Raw genomic sequence first — 16,005 nt, 5'->3', positions numbered from 1 at the left:
CGTTTAAGGAGCTGATCGACGCGATTGAACGGATGTTCCGCAGCAATTGCGTAATGCCGGTCCGTCATCATCACGAGATGGAAGTGCCGGGCGAAGCAAGCGCCGTGATGCTGCTCATGCCGGCCTGGGTGCCGGGCGACCATATCGGCGTAAAGATTCTCAACCTCTTTCCCGATAATCATTTGCGCGCGCTTCCGACGATCATCGGCAGTTATCTTCTCTCCTCCGGCAAGACCGGCGAGATGCTGGCGATCGTCGAGGGTGGGGAGCTTACCGCGCGGCGCACAGCTGCAACGTCAGCGCTTGCCGCAAGGTATCTGGCACGGGAAGAATCCGAGACGATGCTGATGGTCGGCACGGGCCGCCTCTCGCTCAATCTGATACAGGCCCATGCGGTCACGCGGCCGCTGAAGCGGTTCCTTGTCTGGGGACGCGGCTACGAAAAAGCAGAAGAGACGTCCAAGGAAGCAAGGGGACTCGGCTTCGACGCGGTTGCCGTCGACGATCTTGGTGCGGCAGCCTGCCAAGCGGATATCATTTCCTGCGCTACGCTATCGAGCCAACCGCTGATTCGCGGCGAGTGGCTTAAGCCCGGCACCCATCTCGATCTTGTCGGCGCCTTCAAGCCAAGCATGCGCGAAAGCGATGATGAAGCGGTGCGGCGCTCTTTCGTCTTCGTGGACACGCGTGCGGGCGCCGCACAGGAAGGAGGCGATATCGTCCAGCCGCTCGCAAGCGGCATCCTGGCAATGGAAGATATAAAAGCCGAGCTTGCCGAATTGGCACGCGGCAAGCATCCAGGCCGAACCAGAGTCGACGAGATCACGCTTTTCAAGTCGGTCGGCGCGGCGCTCGAGGATCTCGCCGGTGCTATTCTCGCCTATCAGCATGCCTCCGGACAGGTGTCCGGCTGATGGCTGTTTCCTATAAGGCTGGACCGATCGCCGGAAACCTGCCGAAACTGCCGATCACCGACGTTCTCTGGGAAGTCACCGAGGCCCTGGCCCGTGGCACGCGGGCGGTGCTCTCCGCTCCGCCGGGCGCCGGCAAGACAACGCTGGTGCCGCTCGCGCTACTCGATCAGGACTGGTGTTCGGGCAGGATCATCCTGCTGGAACCGCGGCGGCTGGCAGCACGAGCGGCAGCCTCGCGGATGGCGTCCCTCATCGGCGAGACCGTCGGCGAAAGGATCGGTTACCGGATGCGGCTCGACAATCGGATTTCAGCCAGAACCCGGATCGAAGTGGTGACCGAGGGGGTCTTTGCCAGGATGATCCTCGACGATCCGGAGCTCACCGGCATTTCCGCGGTGATCTTCGATGAATTTCACGAGCGGTCGCTCGATGCGGATTTCGGCCTGGCGCTCGCACTCGACGTGCAGTCCGCGTTGCGCGACGACCTGCGTGTTCTCGTCATGTCGGCGACGCTCGATGTCGATCGGGTCGCGGGCCTGCTAGACGATCCGCCGGTGATCAAGAGCGAAGGGCGGAGCTTTCCGGTCGATATCCGGCATCGAGACCGGGCACCGAACGAACGGATCGAGGGCTCCGTGACGCGCGCCATCGTCGAAGCACATGCGAGCGAAACCGGTTCCATCCTCGCCTTCCTGCCGGGACAGGCGGAGATCCTCAGGACGGCGGAACGGCTGGAGGGCAAGTTCGGACCTGAAACCGTGATCGTGCCGCTTTACGGCAATCTTTCCCAGAAGGAGCAGGATCTGGCAATCAGGCCGTCGCCGACCGGGCAGCGCAAGATCGTGCTTGCCACATCGATCGCCGAGACATCGATCACCATCGACGGCGTGCGGATCGTCGTCGACAGCGGCTTGCAACGCCTGCCGGTGTTCGAGCCGGCGACGGGGATCACGCGGCTGGAGACGGTGCGGGTCTCGCGCGCATCGGCCGACCAGCGGGCGGGCCGCGCCGGCCGTACCGAACCGGGCATCGCCGTCCGACTCTGGCATCCGGGGCAGACGGCGGCGCTTCAACCCTTCACCCCGCCGCAGATCCTCGCCAGCGATCTTTCCGGCCTGGCGCTCGACCTTGCCCATTGGGGCGTGCAGGATCCGAAGACGCTTGCCTTTCTGGATCCGCCGCCTGGACCGGCTTTCAGCGAAGCAAGGGGTCTGCTCACGCAGCTCGGCGCGCTCGATCCCCAGGGTAGCCTTACTGAACACGGCCGGCTTATGCGGGAGCTTGCGCTTCCGCCCCGCCTTTCGGCGATGGCGATCTTCGCAAATGAAGAGGGCTTTGGCCGGGAGGCCTGCCTGCTTGCCGTTCTTCTGACCGAACAGGGCCTCGGCGGCAGCGACATCGATCTCGATGAGCGGCTGCGCCGGTTTCGCAACGAACGCGGCGACCGTGCTGAATCGGCCCGCAGACTGGCGGAACGAATCGCCTCCAACCTGCCGAAGACGTCACAGTCCAGCGAGCCGGTGACCGCAGGCCGGCTCCTGGTGCATGCATATCCCGACCGGATCGCGCTACAGCGCGGCGGGCGGGGACGCTTCGTCATGGCAAACGGCCGCGGAGCTGAACTGCCGGAGACCGAGCGGCTTGCCGCATCACAAATGCTGGTCATAGCAGACCTTACCGGCCGGGCGGCACAGGCAAGAATTCTTGCTGCGGCGGAAATCAGCCGCGCAGGCGTAGAGGCGGAACTTGCCGGGGCGATCCAGCAGAAGGATGAATGTTTCTTCGACCGGACAAGCCGCCAGGTCCGCGCCCGCAAGGTAAGGCGCCTCGGCGCCATCATTTTCGAAGAAAAGCCGCTGCCCCGGCCTGCCGGTGAACAGGCGGCAAAAGCCCTGGCGGAGGGCGTGCGTGAACTCGGGCTCCAGGCTCTGCCATTCTCCAAGGATGGAATGCAATTGCGAGAAAGGATCGGTTTCCTGCGCCGATCGCTCGGCGAGCCCTGGCCGGATGTCAGCGACGAAGCGCTGCTCACCAGGCTCGACGATTGGTTCGTGCCGTTCCAGGGAAATACTTCGGGTCTCGATTCCGTCGAGCCCGGCAGTCTTTCGGAAGGGCTGCGGTCGCTGATCCCCCCTGCGGTGGCGCCGGATCTCAACAGGCTGGCGCCGACGCATTTCGAAGCGCCTACCGGCCAGCGGCATCCGATCCGCTACGACGCCGAAGAACCGACGCTTTCCATTCGTGTGCAGGAATTGTTCGGATTGAAGAAACATCCATCGGTGGCGGGAGGCAAGCTGCCGCTGCTTCTCGAACTCACCTCGCCGGCGCACCGGCCGATCCAGACGACCCGCGACCTGCCGGGCTTCTGGACCGGCTCCTGGAAGGACGTGCGGGCCGAGATGCGCGGGCGTTATCCCAGGCATCCGTGGCCGGAGGATCCCGCCGAAGCGCTTCCGACGACGCGTGCCAAACCGCGCGGGACGTGACAGAATGCCGCCTGCGACCGGAAGTCCAACCGGTTTATGAAGCCGGCTCAATCATGAGTGGCCGCGGCAGCAAGAGACAAATTGTGATCGCTGACAATCCATCGCTGCGTTCTGCGCAATTCAGCCCTTCGAGCCGCCGCATCCGGCTTCAGACATTGGTGCGGCTGCGCTGGCTTGCCGTCGCGGGCCAGACGATCACCGTTCTTATTGTCGGGCTGCTGCTCAGGTTTCCGCTTCCGCTGCGGGAAGCCGCCGTCCTGGTCGGCGCGCTTGCCGCCGCCAATCTCATGCTTTCGGTCTGGTTTCCGACCACTTACCGGCTCGGGCCGAAATCGGCGCTCGCCCTGCTCAGTTTCGACCTGCTGCAGATGGCGGCACTGCTGTTCATCACCGGAGGGCTTGCCAATCCCTTTGCACCGCTGATCTGCGTTCCGGTCATCATCGCCTTTGCGTCCCAACCGCTACGCCATTCACTCGTACTGATCGTCTTCGCTCTCGTGTGCACAACTGTGCTTGCTTTCTCGCCCTATGCGGTTCCCTGGTATCCGGGAGAAGAATTGCGCATCCAGCCGATCATGCAGCTCGGCGTCTGGTGCGCGATCGCCTCGATGATGATGTTCGCGGCGTTCTACGCCTATCGCGTCAGCCACGAAGCGACCCTGCTTGCGGACGCGCTTGCGGCGACGGAACTGGTTCTGGAGCGGGAAAAGCATCTTTCGCAGCTCGACGGACTTGCCGCCGCGGCCGCCCACGAACTCGGCACGCCGCTCGCCACGATCAGCGTCGTCGCCAAGGAGATGGAGCGCGAGCTTTCCGACGACGACCGCTTCCGGGAAGACGTGCAGCTCTTGCGAAGCCAGAGCGAGCGCTGCCGCGATATCCTTCGGCGGCTCACCTCGCTCTCGGCCGAGAATGAAGAGCATATGCGCCGTCTGCCGCTCTCCTCGATGATCGAGGAAGTCGTGGCGCCGCACCGGCAGTTCGGCATAGCGATCGAACTCATCGAGAAGGGTGACCGAACGGCGGAGCCGGTCGGCAACCGCAATGCCGGCATCATCTACGGCCTTGGCAACCTCATCGAAAACGCCGTCGACTACGCCAAGAGCAAGGTAACGGTGATGGTCGAGCACAATGCGGAATGGGTGGCGATCACCATCGAAGACGATGGCCAGGGTTATGCGCCGGATATTCTTTCGCGGATCGGCGAACCCTATATGACGAAGAGACCCAGGGAGGACGAACGGGCGGGCGGGCTCGGGCTCGGGCTCTTCATCGCCAAGACGCTGCTCGAACGGTCCGGCGCATCGATCCACTTCGGCAACCGCGATAACGGTGATGCGGGTGCTCGCATCCATATCGAATGGCCGCGTTCGGTGATGGAAGCACGAGACTCGAAATGACTTTGCGATGGTGGTCCGACGGGACATAATGAAAAGGAAAGGCGGGCCTTCGCAAAAACCGAAAGCCGCGGAGAAACGAACACATGGATACGCATCTGGAAAAGACCACTGACCACGAGCTCGGCCCCGATCCTTCGCTGTTGATCGTCGATGACGACGGCCCGTTCCTGCGCCGGCTGGCGCGCGCCATGGAAAGCCGCGGCTTCGTGGTGGACACAGCAGAATCGGTGGCCGAGGGGATCGCCAAGTCGAAAGCCCGCCCGCCCAAATATGCGGTCGTCGACCTTCGTCTCGGCGATGGCAACGGGCTCGACGTGATCGAGGCGATCCGCCAGAACCGCGAGGATACCAAGGCGATCGTGCTGACCGGTTACGGCAACATCGCCACCGCCGTTACGGCCGTGAAGCTCGGCGCGGTCGATTACCTCTCCAAGCCGGCGGATGCGGACGATATCTTCAATGCGCTCACCCAGCGGCCGGGCGAAAAGGCGGACGTGCCGGAAAATCCCATGTCGGCCGATCGCGTGCGCTGGGAACATATCCAGCGTGTCTACGAGATGTGCGAACGCAATGTCTCCGAGACAGCCCGCCGGCTCAACATGCACCGCCGCACGCTGCAGCGCATTCTTGCGAAGCGCGCGCCGAAATAATCACAGCTCGTCAAAGCTCTTGCCGTTCGCCCATTCTGCCAGCATCAGGCGCTGGGCGGCGGTCCGGGAAAAGTTCAGCGTCATCGCCTTGCGGGTCGCAGGCGGCAGCTTGTGCTCCGGTGCGTCGCGCACCAAATGCCCGCCATAGCCGTCGGAAAGGAAAAGGCCGCAATCTTCCGGGAAGATCTCAAGCGGCACATCCTTATGGGTGGCAAAGAACAGCCGGTCGCAATAGGCGCGGTATTCGGGCCATTTGCGGTCGACGCGAAAATCCTCGACCGAAGTCTTGATCTCGATGATCCAGATCTCGCCCTTTTCGGAGATCGTGACGAGATCGGCGCGTCTTCCGCTTGTCAGCACGAGTTCCGGAATAAGTGCATGCCGCATGTCATGCAGCAGGATCTGCACGCCCTTGCGCACCATCATGGCGCGCGCGGACTGGCGCCCATCGATGAGCGGATTGTTGCTGACAACGTTGAGTATAGTCATGGTTTCCCGTGCCGCTGCCGGTAAATGTTGCAAAAACGCAATGGCATTTTTATTTGTGCGCCGGCTCTCTTCTGGTGCGCTGCAGCGGCTTGCCAAGTGCAATGTAATCGAAAATAACCCGTCATCAAAGGTGCTCGCACACCTGTCGCAATCGATTCGTTTCTTCCAAGAGATTTCCATGCGCTTTCGCAACAGCATGCTCGCATTCGGCCTGTTGGCAACTGCCGCCTTGGCCGGATGCTCCACGACGACTTCCGGCGGTACCGAGGTCGCAACCGTCACGACCTCGCAGATCTTCACCGATTCCTACGGTTCGATAAAAGACGCCGGTTATACCTTGCCGGCGATCCCGATCAGCCGTGTGGACAAGAAATTCCATCGGCAGATCGTCAGCTATTCCACCACCGAACGGCCGGGCACGATCATCGTCAACACGCGGGAGCGCTTTCTTTACTATATCCTGCCGAACGGCCGGGCGGTGCGTTACGGTATCGGCGTCGGCAAGCAGGGCTTTGCGTGGTCGGGCACAGCCTACGTTGCCTGGAAGCAGGAATGGCCGAACTGGCACCCGCCGAAAGAAATGGCCGCCCGCCGTCCGGACGTCGCCAAGTATGTCGAAGACGGCATGGGGCCGGGCCTCGGCAACCCGCTTGGTGCCCGCGCCATGTATCTCTTCAACGAAAAGGGCCAGGACACGCTTTTCCGCCTGCATGGCACGCCGGAATGGGCTTCCATCGGCACGGCGGCCTCGTCCGGCTGCATCCGCCTGATGAACCAGGACATCATCGACCTATACAGCCGCGTCCGTCCGGGCCGCAACACCAAGGTCGTCGTAATTCAGTAACCCGATATCGGCAAGAACAGAAAGGCCGCCGAGATTTCTCACGGCGGCCTTTGTTTTTGTGATCTGTCTACCGGTCACCCGGCGAGTTTGGCTTTCAGTTCCAGCCGGCGGCGGTGCAGGACCGGCTCCGTGTAACCGTTCGGCTGTTCGCGGCCTTTCAAGACCAGATCGAGCGCCGCCTGAAAGGCAACCGAGCCGCCGAAATCCCTGGCCATCGGCACGTAGAGCGGATCGTCGGCGTTCTGGCCATCGACGACGGCAGCCATGCGCTTCATGGTCTCGACGATCTGCTCCTTGCTCACCAGCTTGTGGTGGAGCCAGTTGGCCATGTGCTGGGACGAAATGCGCAGCGTCGCGCGATCTTCCATCAGCGCCACATTGTTGATGTCCGGCACCTTGGAGCAACCGACACCCTGGTCGATCCAGCGCACAACATAACCCAGAATGCCCTGCGCATTGTTGTCGAGCTCGCGCTGGATTTCCTCCGGCGTCCAGTTCGGCCGCGACGCGACCGGAACGGACAGAATGTCGGAGAGTTTTGCGCGCGGCCGGCTTTTGAAGCCCGCCTGAACGGCGGCGACGTCGATCTTGTGATAATGCGTGGCGTGCAGCGTGGCGGCGGTCGGCGACGGCACCCAGGCAGTATTGGCGCCGGCCTTCGGATGGGCAATCTTCTGCTCCAGCATCGCCGCCATCATGTCCGGCATAGCCCACATGCCCTTGCCGATCTGCGCGTGGCCGGAAAGGCCGCATTCGAGCCCGATATCGACATTCCAGTTCTCGTAAGCGCCGATCCAGGCCGCCTGCTTCATATCGCCCTTGCGGATCATCGGACCGGCCTCCATCGAGGTATGGATCTCGTCACCGGTGCGGTCGAGGAAGCCGGTATTGATGAAGACGACGCGCTCGCGCGCCTGGCGGATGCATTCCTTAAGATTGACGGTCGTGCGGCGTTCCTCATCCATGATGCCCATCTTCATGGTGTTCGTCGGCAGGCCGAGCGCCTGTTCGACACGCGAGAAGATTTCGCAGGCGAAGGCAACTTCCTCCGGCCCGTGCATCTTCGGCTTCACCACATACATGGAGCCGGTCCGGGAGTTCTGCCGGCGACCATTCGGGCCGATGTCGTGAATGGCGATCAGCGCGGTTACCATGGCATCCATGATGCCTTCCGGCACCTCGTTGCCGTCGCTGTCCAGCATCGCCGGGTTGGTCATCAGGTGCCCGACGTTGCGGACAAGCATCAGCGATCGGCGCTTCAGGGCGAAATTCGAGCCATCCGGCGCCTTGTAGTCCGTATCCGGATTGAGGCGGCGGATGAATGTCTTGCCACCCTTGGCAACTTCCTCGGTGAGATCCCCCTTCATCAGGCCGAGCCAATTGCCATAGGCGACGACCTTGTCCTCGGCATCGACGGCGGCAACGGAATCCTCGCAGTCCATGATCGTGGTGATCGCCGATTCCAGCCACACATCGGAGATCTTCGCCGGATCGGCCTTGCCGATCGGGGTCGTCGCGTCGATCAGGATCTCGATATGCAGGCCGTTCTTCGTGAGCAGCAGGTGCGTGGGTGAAGCCGGTTCGCCAAGATAGCCGGCAAACTGCTTCAGGTCGGCAAGACTTACGGTCTTGCCGTCTCGGGCGGCAGCCGTCAGCTTTCCGCCGGTGACAGTGAAGGAGGTCACTTCAGTCCAGCTTGCGCCGGTGAAGGGCGCCGATTGATCGAGAAAATCGCGGACCCAGGCGATGACCTTGGCGCCGCGGACGGGATTGTAGCCCTTGCCCTTTTCCGCCCCATACATCTCAGGAATGGCATCCGTGCCGTAGAGTGCGTCGTAAAGCGAACCCCAGCGGGCATTGGCGGCGTTCAGGGCGTAACGGGCATTCATGACCGGCACGACGAGCTGCGGCCCGGCGATCTCGGCGATCTCCGGGTCGACATTCTCTGTGGAAATCCTGAAGTCCGGCCCTTCCGGCAGGAGATAACCGATCTCGCGCAGGAAAACCTCGTAGGCCGAAAGATCGGTCGGCGCGCCGTTCCGGCGGTACCAGTCATCGAGCTTTCCCTGAAAGGCATCGCGCTTGGCGAGCAGTTGGCGGTTCCTGGGCGCAAGATCATGAACGATCTTCGAAAATTCGGAAAAGAACCGGTCGGCACCCACGCCGGTGCCCGGTAGCGCTTCCTTCACCAGGAAATCATAAAGCTTCTCGTCGATTGCGAGACCATTTTTCTGAACGCGAGCCATCGGCTCCTCCGAACTCCACGATATGCGGATGAGTCTCATTTGCGCCGAAGGAAATTGCAATGGCATAAATTTCAAATGACTTGTGCAATATTGGAAACAATCCCAGCGCTGATCAATAATCTTGCCAAGCTTCGCTGGAGGTTTGGCCATGCCGCTCCCAATAAGGTACCGATCCATATAGTTCGACGAGATATTCGATAAATACCCGGATCTTTGGGGGAAGATGTTGCCGGCTCGGATAAACGGCCGAAACCGACACATTCCTTGAGCCTTCATATTCCGGCATCACTCTCACTAGGCGTCCCTCCTTCAGCTCGTTGCCGATATCCCAGGTCGATCTCAACGCTATACCAAGACCTGCTATCACCGCTTCGCGAACCACCTCGCTCGAATTGGTCTTCAGCCTTCCCGCGGGACGATAGACAAAGGGGCCCCTGGGTCCTTCCAGCCTCCAGGGTTCGCCGTTATGCGGAGCCAGACAATGATGGTTCGCCAGGTCTTCTATCTTCTCCGGGATGCCGAAACGGTCGATGTAGGACGGCGATGCACAGAGGATCCGTCGAACCTGAACCAATTTTCGTGCGACGAGGCTCGAATCCTTCAGCTCGGATATACGGATCGCCACGTCATAGCCTTCGGCAATAATGTCGGTGAAGTCGTCCGACAGCATCAGTTCGATCGAGAGAAGCGGATGCGCCCGCATGAATGTCGGAAGATGCGGCGCGATATGCATTCGCCCGAAGGATGTCGGAGCGGAGATGCGGAGAGTTCCTACGATTTCAGTCGATTTTCCCGAGACGAACTGCTCCGCTTCCTCGATGCCGGTCAGGACATTCGCAACCCGGTCGTAAAATCCCCTGCCGGCGTCCGTCAAACCGATCTGGCGCGTCGTGCGCTGCAAGAGACGCGTTCCGAGCTGCTCTTCCAGCCGTTTGATGCGCTTGGAGACCACGGCCGGGGAAATACCCAGGCTTCTTGCGGCGGCCGACATATTTCCAGTGACTGCGACCTTGATGAAGATTTCCAAGTCGCCGAGATTGGTGATCACGGAGAATTTGTTCCTTATTGGAATAACCGCCTGGCTATTATAGCCAAATCGCAAATAAACTCCAGGGATTGTGATCTCGACAGGCTTCGCCTTGCGGTCCTTGATGACACCCGCTCGGCGAGATGGCTCCCGCCTTAACGCGGACTGACCCGCATCGGTATGCCGTCGCGGGGCTGCGTCGTCAGCTTCTGCACCGGCCAGACTTTCGTTTCCGGCGTGACGTCGAACTGATAGCGATGCATCAGCACTGCAAGTGCGATCACCGCCTCCTGCATGGCAAAGGTCGCACCGATGCAAATGCGTGGGCCCGCGCCAAACGGCAGATATTGAAAGCGGCCGATCGCGCCGCGGTTTTCGGGTAGGAAACGCTCCGGCATGAAAGCCCGCGGCTTTTCCCAGTAGAGTTCGTGGCGATGCAGCGTCCAGGGCATGACCAGCACGGTGACGCCGGCATCGATCCTGACCGTCTCGCCGCTCGGGCTGACCCAATGGTCATCGGCGATCGCGGCGCGATTGATCGACGGCGCTGGGGGGTAAAGCCTGAGCGCTTCCTCGAAGGCCGCCCGTGTCCAGGGCATCAGGTCGAGCCACTCCACCGGTTCGGCACCGGTTGCCAGAACATGGTCGATCTCCTCCTCCATGCGCTCGCGCACATGCGGCGATTGCGCCACGCAATAAAGCGTCCAGGCGAGCGCCCGCGCGGTCGTCTCGTGGCCGGCGCCGATGAAGGTGAGAATATTATCCTCTATCTCGTCCGGCGTCAGGCCGTCGGGGCCTTCGAGCTGGAGAAGCAGCGTCAGGAAATCCTGCGGCGTATCATCTGGGTTCGCGGCCATCCGTTGCCGTCGCAAGGCCATCGTATCCGCGACGACTTTGCGGAACTTGCCGAGTACCCGGCTGCCGCCGATACGCGTCAACCGCGGCACCCAGGGCGGGGCACGCAGGAGATCCATGGGGTCCACACGGCCCATGCGATGCAGCAACCGGTCGACATCGTCGGAAAAACTCTCGCTCGCCGTGACGATCTCGCCGGAGAAAAGCGTCTCCGAGAGGATGGCGAACGTCAACTCGGTCATGTCGACCGATATGTCGAAGATCTTGCCGTCCGGTCCCGCATCCGCATATCTGGCGGCATATTCCTCCGCCTTCGCCAGCATCTGCCCGGCAAAACCTCTCGCATGCTTCGGCGTGAAAACCGGTGCCATCGCCTTGCGGGACCGCTTCCATACCGGCCCTTCCGCCGTCAGCAGGCCATCGCGCAGGATCGGCCTGAGGATGAGCTGGCGAATCTCCGACATCTCGTAATTGGCCGCATTGTCCACCAGCACATGGCGGATCAGGCCCGGATCGTTGACGATCAGCGTCCGTTCCTTGAAGAATTTCGTTTCGATCCAGGGAAGCGTGAAGGAAGGCCGGCCCCACAGTTCAAGCGGGTTGTGCATGACTGTCCATATGATCTGAAGGCGTGTCGGCGGAACGGTCCTCGGCATCGGGGCCGGCGGGACGAAGGGTTCGGGGCGCATGTCCATCGACGGCCCTCCTCGGGGGTTCCTACATAGGGAATATCAGGCTTCGCAGGCAGGATTTCAACCGGAGCCGGGACCCTAAAGAAGGGATCTCAACTCCGAAAGCTTGTCGTTGACGAGCCAGCCGTAATAATTCTCCTCCGGCAGGCCGCCCCTCGCCTTGAGTGCTGCGGCGCGCCCGGCTGAACCGCCGGTATTGTAAAGCGTTGCCGTAATGCCGGGATTGCGAGCGATGTCCACGCCGGCGATCGTTTTGTAATCGTCAATCGCCCGGCGGATATTGGCGGCCATATAGGCAAGCGACCTGTCGGGGTCCATGATCGCGTCATAGACATCCGCGGCCTTGTTCTCGTCGAGCTTGGGATAACCCGAAATCCTTGCCACCGTGTCCGAGAACATCAGCGCCGTCAGCGGATTGATCTGGCCGAGGCCGAATGTCTGGCCGGCATAAAAGGGCTGGAAGAATACGGCGCTGAAGCGATTGTCCGGATAAGACTTACCGCCCACCATCCGGCCCCTGAAATTCTTTTCCCAGACGTTCTCGCGGCAGGTCCAGAGCTTGTAGGAGTCGGAGTAACCGTTGCACTGGCCGAATTCCGGCCGGCCGAGAAAGTCCTCGATGGACTCGTCTCCGTAACCGAACCGGAAGTTGTTTCCGGCATAGGCGGCCGCCTTGACGTAATAGGTCTGCAACCGATCATAGGCATCGACATTGTAGGTATGCTCGCCGACGATCGCGCCGATCATATGGATCGGGTCGATACCATAGGCGGCGGCTGTCGCCTTGATCTTGGCGATCAGCTTCCGGTCGGTTGCAAGCAGATCGCGAATCTTCTCGTATTTTTCGTCGAATGTCGTTTTGCCGGCACGCGTGCGGCGCATCGAAGCGCCTGGAACCTTTGGCTGTTCCACATGACGGTTACCCTCCGGCACCACGACGAGTCCCCCCGCCAACGCGGAAGAAGCCGCGAATGTGGCCGTGACGAGGAGGAATGCCAGGAGTATGCGTTTCAAGATTTGCTTGTCCCAGGACTTTGTCTGCGCCGGTCTACGGCGCCGGATGCTGAAAGCTATTCCAGCCGACTCAACTCTCAAGAGGCGGCCACCATGAAAACGCGTGTCCCTTACGTGAAGCATAAGCAACCGTCGAGACGCGGATGTTCAAAATCCCGTCAGAAGCCGACATATGGCAGCCGGACGTTGCCCGGCTGCCACGTTGTCCTGCTTAGAGAATATAGCGCGACAGGTCCGTGTCGGCAGCCAGATCGCCCACGTGCCTGCGCACATATTCTGCATCGATCATGACGGACGAACCGCCACGATCCGGCGCATTGAACGAAATCTCGTCCAGCACCCTTTCCATCACGGTCTGCAGGCGGCGCGCGCCGATGTTCTCGACCGAAGAATTGAGGTGAACCGCAACATCCGCCAGCGCGTCGATCGCATCCTCGGTGAAATCGAGCGCCAGCTCCTCGGTACCCATCAGCGCCTTGTACTGGCGGATGAGGCTTGCTTCGGTTTCCGTCAGGATACGACGGAAGTCCTCTTTCGTCAGCGGTTTCAGCTCGACGCGGATCGGCAGGCGGCCCTGAAGCTCCGGCAGGAGATCCGAGGGCTTGGCGACATGGAAGGCGCCCGAAGCGATGAAAAGGATGTGATCGGTCTTCACCGGCCCATACTTGGTCGAAACCGTCGTGCCTTCGACGAGCGGCAGCAGGTCCCGCTGCACGCCTTCGCGGGAAACGCCGGCGCCGAGCCCGCCGTCGCGGGCGGCGATCTTGTCGATCTCATCCAGAAAGACGATGCCATCGTTCTCGACTGCACGCACGGCCTCGCGCTGGATGACCTCGTTATCGATCAGCTTGTCCGATTCATCGCGGATGAGCTCGGAATAGGACTTCGAAACCGTGGTGCGGACCTTCTTGGTGCGGCCGCCGAGCGCCTTGCCGAACATTTCCGACAGGTTCAGCACGCCAATATTGGCGCCGGGCATGCCGGGAATCTCGAAGCCGGGCATGCCCGAACCGGTATCGGCGACTTCGATCTCGATCTCCTTGTCGTCCATCTCGCCGTTCCTGAGTTTCTTGCGGAAGCTTTCGCGGGTCGCCGGCGATGCGGTCGAGCCGACCAGCGCGTCGAGCACGCGTTCCTCGGCGCTCATGTGCGCCTTCGCCTGCACCTCGGCGCGTTTCTTCTCACGCACGAGGCCGATGCCGACCTCGACGAGATCGCGGACGATCTGCTCAACATCGCGGCCGACATAGCCGACCTCGGTGAACTTGGTCGCCTCGACCTTGATGAAGGGCGCCCCGGCGAGCTTTGCCAGACGACGGGAAATTTCCGTCTTGCCGACGCCGGTCGGGCCGATCATCAGGATGTTCTTCGGCATCACTTCGTCGCGCAGGCTCTCGTCGAGTTGCTGGCGGCGCCAGCGGTTACGGAGCGCAATCGCCACGGCGCGTTTCGCCTCATGCTGGCCGATGATGTAGCGGTCGAGCTCCGAGACGATTTCCCTGGGTGAAAAAGTAGTCATTTCAAATCCGTTTCTTCTGGTGCGTCCAACGCCATGAAATGGGCCGGACCGTAGATGGAAGTCCTAGTGTCGATGTAGCGGAAACCGGCCTTCTCGTAAGCGCGGATCGCCGCGACGTTTTCCGGATCGGGATCGATGACGATCCTTATCGCGCCGCCGGCGAGGAGTTCGGCCGCAAACTGGCGGATGATGGCGCTGCCATGGCCTTTGCCGACGAGTTCCGGACTGCCGATCGAGATATCAATTCCAAGCGTTCCCTTCGGCTGGTCCTGATAGGGATGGCCCTCTTCAAGATGCGGATCATAGTATTGGAGATAAGCGATCGGCTTTCCTTCCCACTCCACGATCATCGGCCGGGTTTCGACGCTCGTCATCGACTCTTCGATGCTCGCCAGCTCCTCATCAACCTCGCCCCACCATTTCGCGATATGCGGCTCGGCGAGCCATTTTGCGAGCAAGGGAAAGTCCTCACAGGCAACATCGCGAAATTGGTAGCGAGGCGGGCCGTCAGCCATCGGCGTCCAACGTTTCGATGACGATGTTGTGGTTGGTATAAACGCAGATATCGGCTGCAATATCGAGAGCCTGCCTTGCAATTTCCTCGGCCGACTTGTCCGTGTCCATCATGGCGCGGGCTGCGGCATAGGCGAAATTGCCGCCGGAGCCGATTGCCGTCACGCCATGCTCGGGTTCCAGCACATCGCCGTTGCCGGTGACGGCCAATGTCGTCGACTTGTCAGCGACGAGCATCATGGCTTCGAGGTTGCGCAGATACTTGTCCGTGCGCCAGTCCTTGGCGAGCTCCACGGCCGCGCGCATGAGCTGGCCCGGATATTGTTCGAGTTTCTTTTCAAGCCGATCGAGCAGCGTGAAGGCATCGGCCGTCGCGCCGGCAAAACCGGCGATCACCTCGCCCTTGCCGATACGGCGCACCTTGCGCGCGTTGCCCTTCATCACGGTCTGGCCAAGGCTCACCTGGCCGTCGCCAGCCATGATGACCTTGCCGCCCTTCCGCACAGTAATAATCGTTGTCATTCAGCACCTGTCTGGCCCCACCGGGGCATTGTTGGAGGCTCGAAACCGCCTCGTTGAACCCTATGTAAGTGGGGCTTAGCCGAATGCAATCTCCTGACAGCCCGCTGGGCAAAATGTCCTGCTTTTGCTGGATATTTGCCGGGCAGCCTGATAAGGAGCCCTGATCAGGGGCCGGAACCTGGCCCCCAGCATGGAGCATACCCTTATGGGCGAAACAACCGTCGCGCGCTCGGGAAGCATTTCCCGCAAAACCAACGAAACTTCCGTTTCCGTTTCCGTCAATCTCGACGGTACCGGCGCCGCGAAGATTTCCACGGGCGTCGGCTTCTTCGACCATATGCTGGACCAGCTTTCGCGGCACTCGCTCATCGACATGAATATCGATGTGAAGGGCGATCTCCACATCGACGACCACCACACGGTGGAGGATACCGGCATTGCACTCGGCCAGGCAATTTCCAAGGCGCTCGGCGACCGTCGCGGCATCGCTCGTTACGCCTCGCTCGATCTTGCCATGGACGAAACCATGACCAAGGCGGCGATCGACGTCTCCGGCCGGCCTTTCCTCGTCTGGAACGTTTCCTTCAGCGCGCCGAAGATCGGCACGTTCGACACCGAACTGGTGCGTGAATTCTTCCAGGCCTTCGCCCAGAACGCCGGCATTACCCTGCATGTGCTCAACCATTACGGCGCCAACAACCATCATATCGCAGAGACCTGCTTCAAAGCCGTGGCGCGTACGCTTCGCGCGGCAACCGAAATCGATCCGCGGCAGGCCAATCGCGTTCCTTCGACCAAGGGCATGCTGGTCTAGCCGCTTCTGGGAGAACCTCC

14 protein-coding genes (1 of these 14 only partly in view) are annotated in these 16,005 nt (G+C 61.3%); 6 read left to right on the top strand and 8 right to left on the bottom strand.

The features are described from left to right. From lhpI to QEO92_RS23855, 4 genes are all read left to right on the top strand, one after another. Positions 1-914, top strand: the 3' portion of a protein-coding gene (gene lhpI, locus QEO92_RS23870; RefSeq protein WP_227704662.1) for a bifunctional Delta(1)-pyrroline-2-carboxylate/Delta(1)-piperideine-2-carboxylate reductase. 40 nt of this gene lie to the left of the window's left edge; the window shows 914 of its 954 coding nt (coding positions 41-954); its start codon lies beyond the left edge, outside the window; the stop codon is at positions 912-914. After that, complete coding sequence (gene hrpB / locus QEO92_RS23865) at positions 914-3,400, top strand: ATP-dependent helicase HrpB (RefSeq protein WP_227704661.1); 2,487 nt, start codon at positions 914-916, stop codon at positions 3,398-3,400. The genes lhpI and hrpB overlap by 1 nt, the downstream gene beginning before the upstream one ends. A gap of 86 nt (positions 3,401-3,486) precedes the next feature. Beyond that, positions 3,487-4,800, top strand: a complete 1,314-nt coding sequence (locus tag QEO92_RS23860; protein WP_227705250.1) for an ActS/PrrB/RegB family redox-sensitive histidine kinase — start codon at positions 3,487-3,489, stop codon at positions 4,798-4,800. 83 nt (positions 4,801-4,883) lie between these two features. Beyond that, on the top strand, positions 4,884-5,450 hold the full coding sequence (locus tag QEO92_RS23855) for an ActR/PrrA/RegA family redox response regulator transcription factor (protein WP_052182979.1): 567 nt from the start codon (positions 4,884-4,886) through the stop codon (positions 5,448-5,450). Here QEO92_RS23855 and QEO92_RS23850 read toward each other — a convergent pair whose 3' ends face one another. Then, on the bottom strand, positions 5,451-5,939 hold the full coding sequence (locus tag QEO92_RS23850) for an MmcB family DNA repair protein (RefSeq protein ID WP_227704660.1): 489 nt from the start codon (positions 5,937-5,939) through the stop codon (positions 5,451-5,453). 178 nt (positions 5,940-6,117) lie between these two features. Between QEO92_RS23850 and QEO92_RS23845 the strand changes: the two genes are divergently transcribed. Then, the gene (locus QEO92_RS23845; protein WP_037154347.1) at positions 6,118-6,783 is read left to right on the top strand and encodes a L,D-transpeptidase; all 666 of its coding nucleotides are present in this window, start codon (positions 6,118-6,120) and stop codon (positions 6,781-6,783) included. Positions 6,784-6,857: 74 nt separating this feature from the next. Here the strand turns inward: QEO92_RS23845 and QEO92_RS23840 are convergent, their stop codons facing one another. The 7 genes from QEO92_RS23840 to hslV all read right to left on the bottom strand — a co-directional run bounded on the left by QEO92_RS23840 (position 6,858) and on the right by hslV (position 15,171). Beyond that, positions 6,858-9,029 carry a malate synthase G gene (locus tag QEO92_RS23840; protein ID WP_227704659.1) on the bottom strand — a complete coding sequence of 724 codons (2,172 nt, stop codon included), beginning with the start codon at positions 9,027-9,029 and terminating at the stop codon, positions 6,858-6,860. 112 nt (positions 9,030-9,141) lie between these two features. Further along, entirely contained in the window at positions 9,142-10,074 is a 933-nt protein-coding gene (locus tag QEO92_RS23835) for a LysR family transcriptional regulator (protein ID WP_227705249.1), read from the bottom strand. A 137-nt stretch (positions 10,075-10,211) separates the two neighbouring features. Then, positions 10,212-11,606: a cytochrome P450 gene (locus QEO92_RS23830; RefSeq protein ID WP_227704658.1), complete on the bottom strand. Its 1,395-nt coding sequence runs from the start codon at positions 11,604-11,606 to the stop codon at positions 10,212-10,214. A gap of 75 nt (positions 11,607-11,681) precedes the next feature. Further along, positions 11,682-12,617, bottom strand: coding sequence for a DUF1402 family protein (locus QEO92_RS23825; protein WP_227704657.1), 936 nt, complete (start codon positions 12,615-12,617; stop codon positions 11,682-11,684). 211 nt (positions 12,618-12,828) lie between these two features. Beyond that, complete coding sequence (gene hslU / locus QEO92_RS23820) at positions 12,829-14,136, bottom strand: ATP-dependent protease ATPase subunit HslU (RefSeq protein WP_037153907.1); 1,308 nt, start codon at positions 14,134-14,136, stop codon at positions 12,829-12,831. Next, positions 14,133-14,651, bottom strand: a complete 519-nt coding sequence (locus tag QEO92_RS23815; RefSeq protein ID WP_227704656.1) for a GNAT family N-acetyltransferase — start codon at positions 14,649-14,651, stop codon at positions 14,133-14,135. Before QEO92_RS23815 ends, hslU begins: the two co-directional genes overlap by 4 nt. Then, on the bottom strand, positions 14,644-15,171 hold the full coding sequence (gene hslV, locus QEO92_RS23810) for an ATP-dependent protease subunit HslV (protein ID WP_037153910.1): 528 nt from the start codon (positions 15,169-15,171) through the stop codon (positions 14,644-14,646). Before hslV ends, QEO92_RS23815 begins: the two co-directional genes overlap by 8 nt. Before the next feature lie 205 nt (positions 15,172-15,376). Here hslV and hisB point away from each other — a divergent pair, with 205 nt between their 5' ends. Then, entirely contained in the window at positions 15,377-15,985 is a 609-nt protein-coding gene (gene hisB, locus QEO92_RS23805; RefSeq protein ID WP_227704655.1) for an imidazoleglycerol-phosphate dehydratase HisB, read from the top strand. Positions 15,986-16,005: the final 20 nt, after the last annotated feature.

This window comes from Neorhizobium petrolearium, from assembly GCF_029854435.1.
Classification (GTDB): Bacteria; Pseudomonadota; Alphaproteobacteria; order Rhizobiales; family Rhizobiaceae; genus Neorhizobium; species Neorhizobium petrolearium.
The sequence above is the reverse complement of the archived record's forward strand: the minus strand, read 5'-3'. Positions and strand labels throughout refer to the sequence as shown.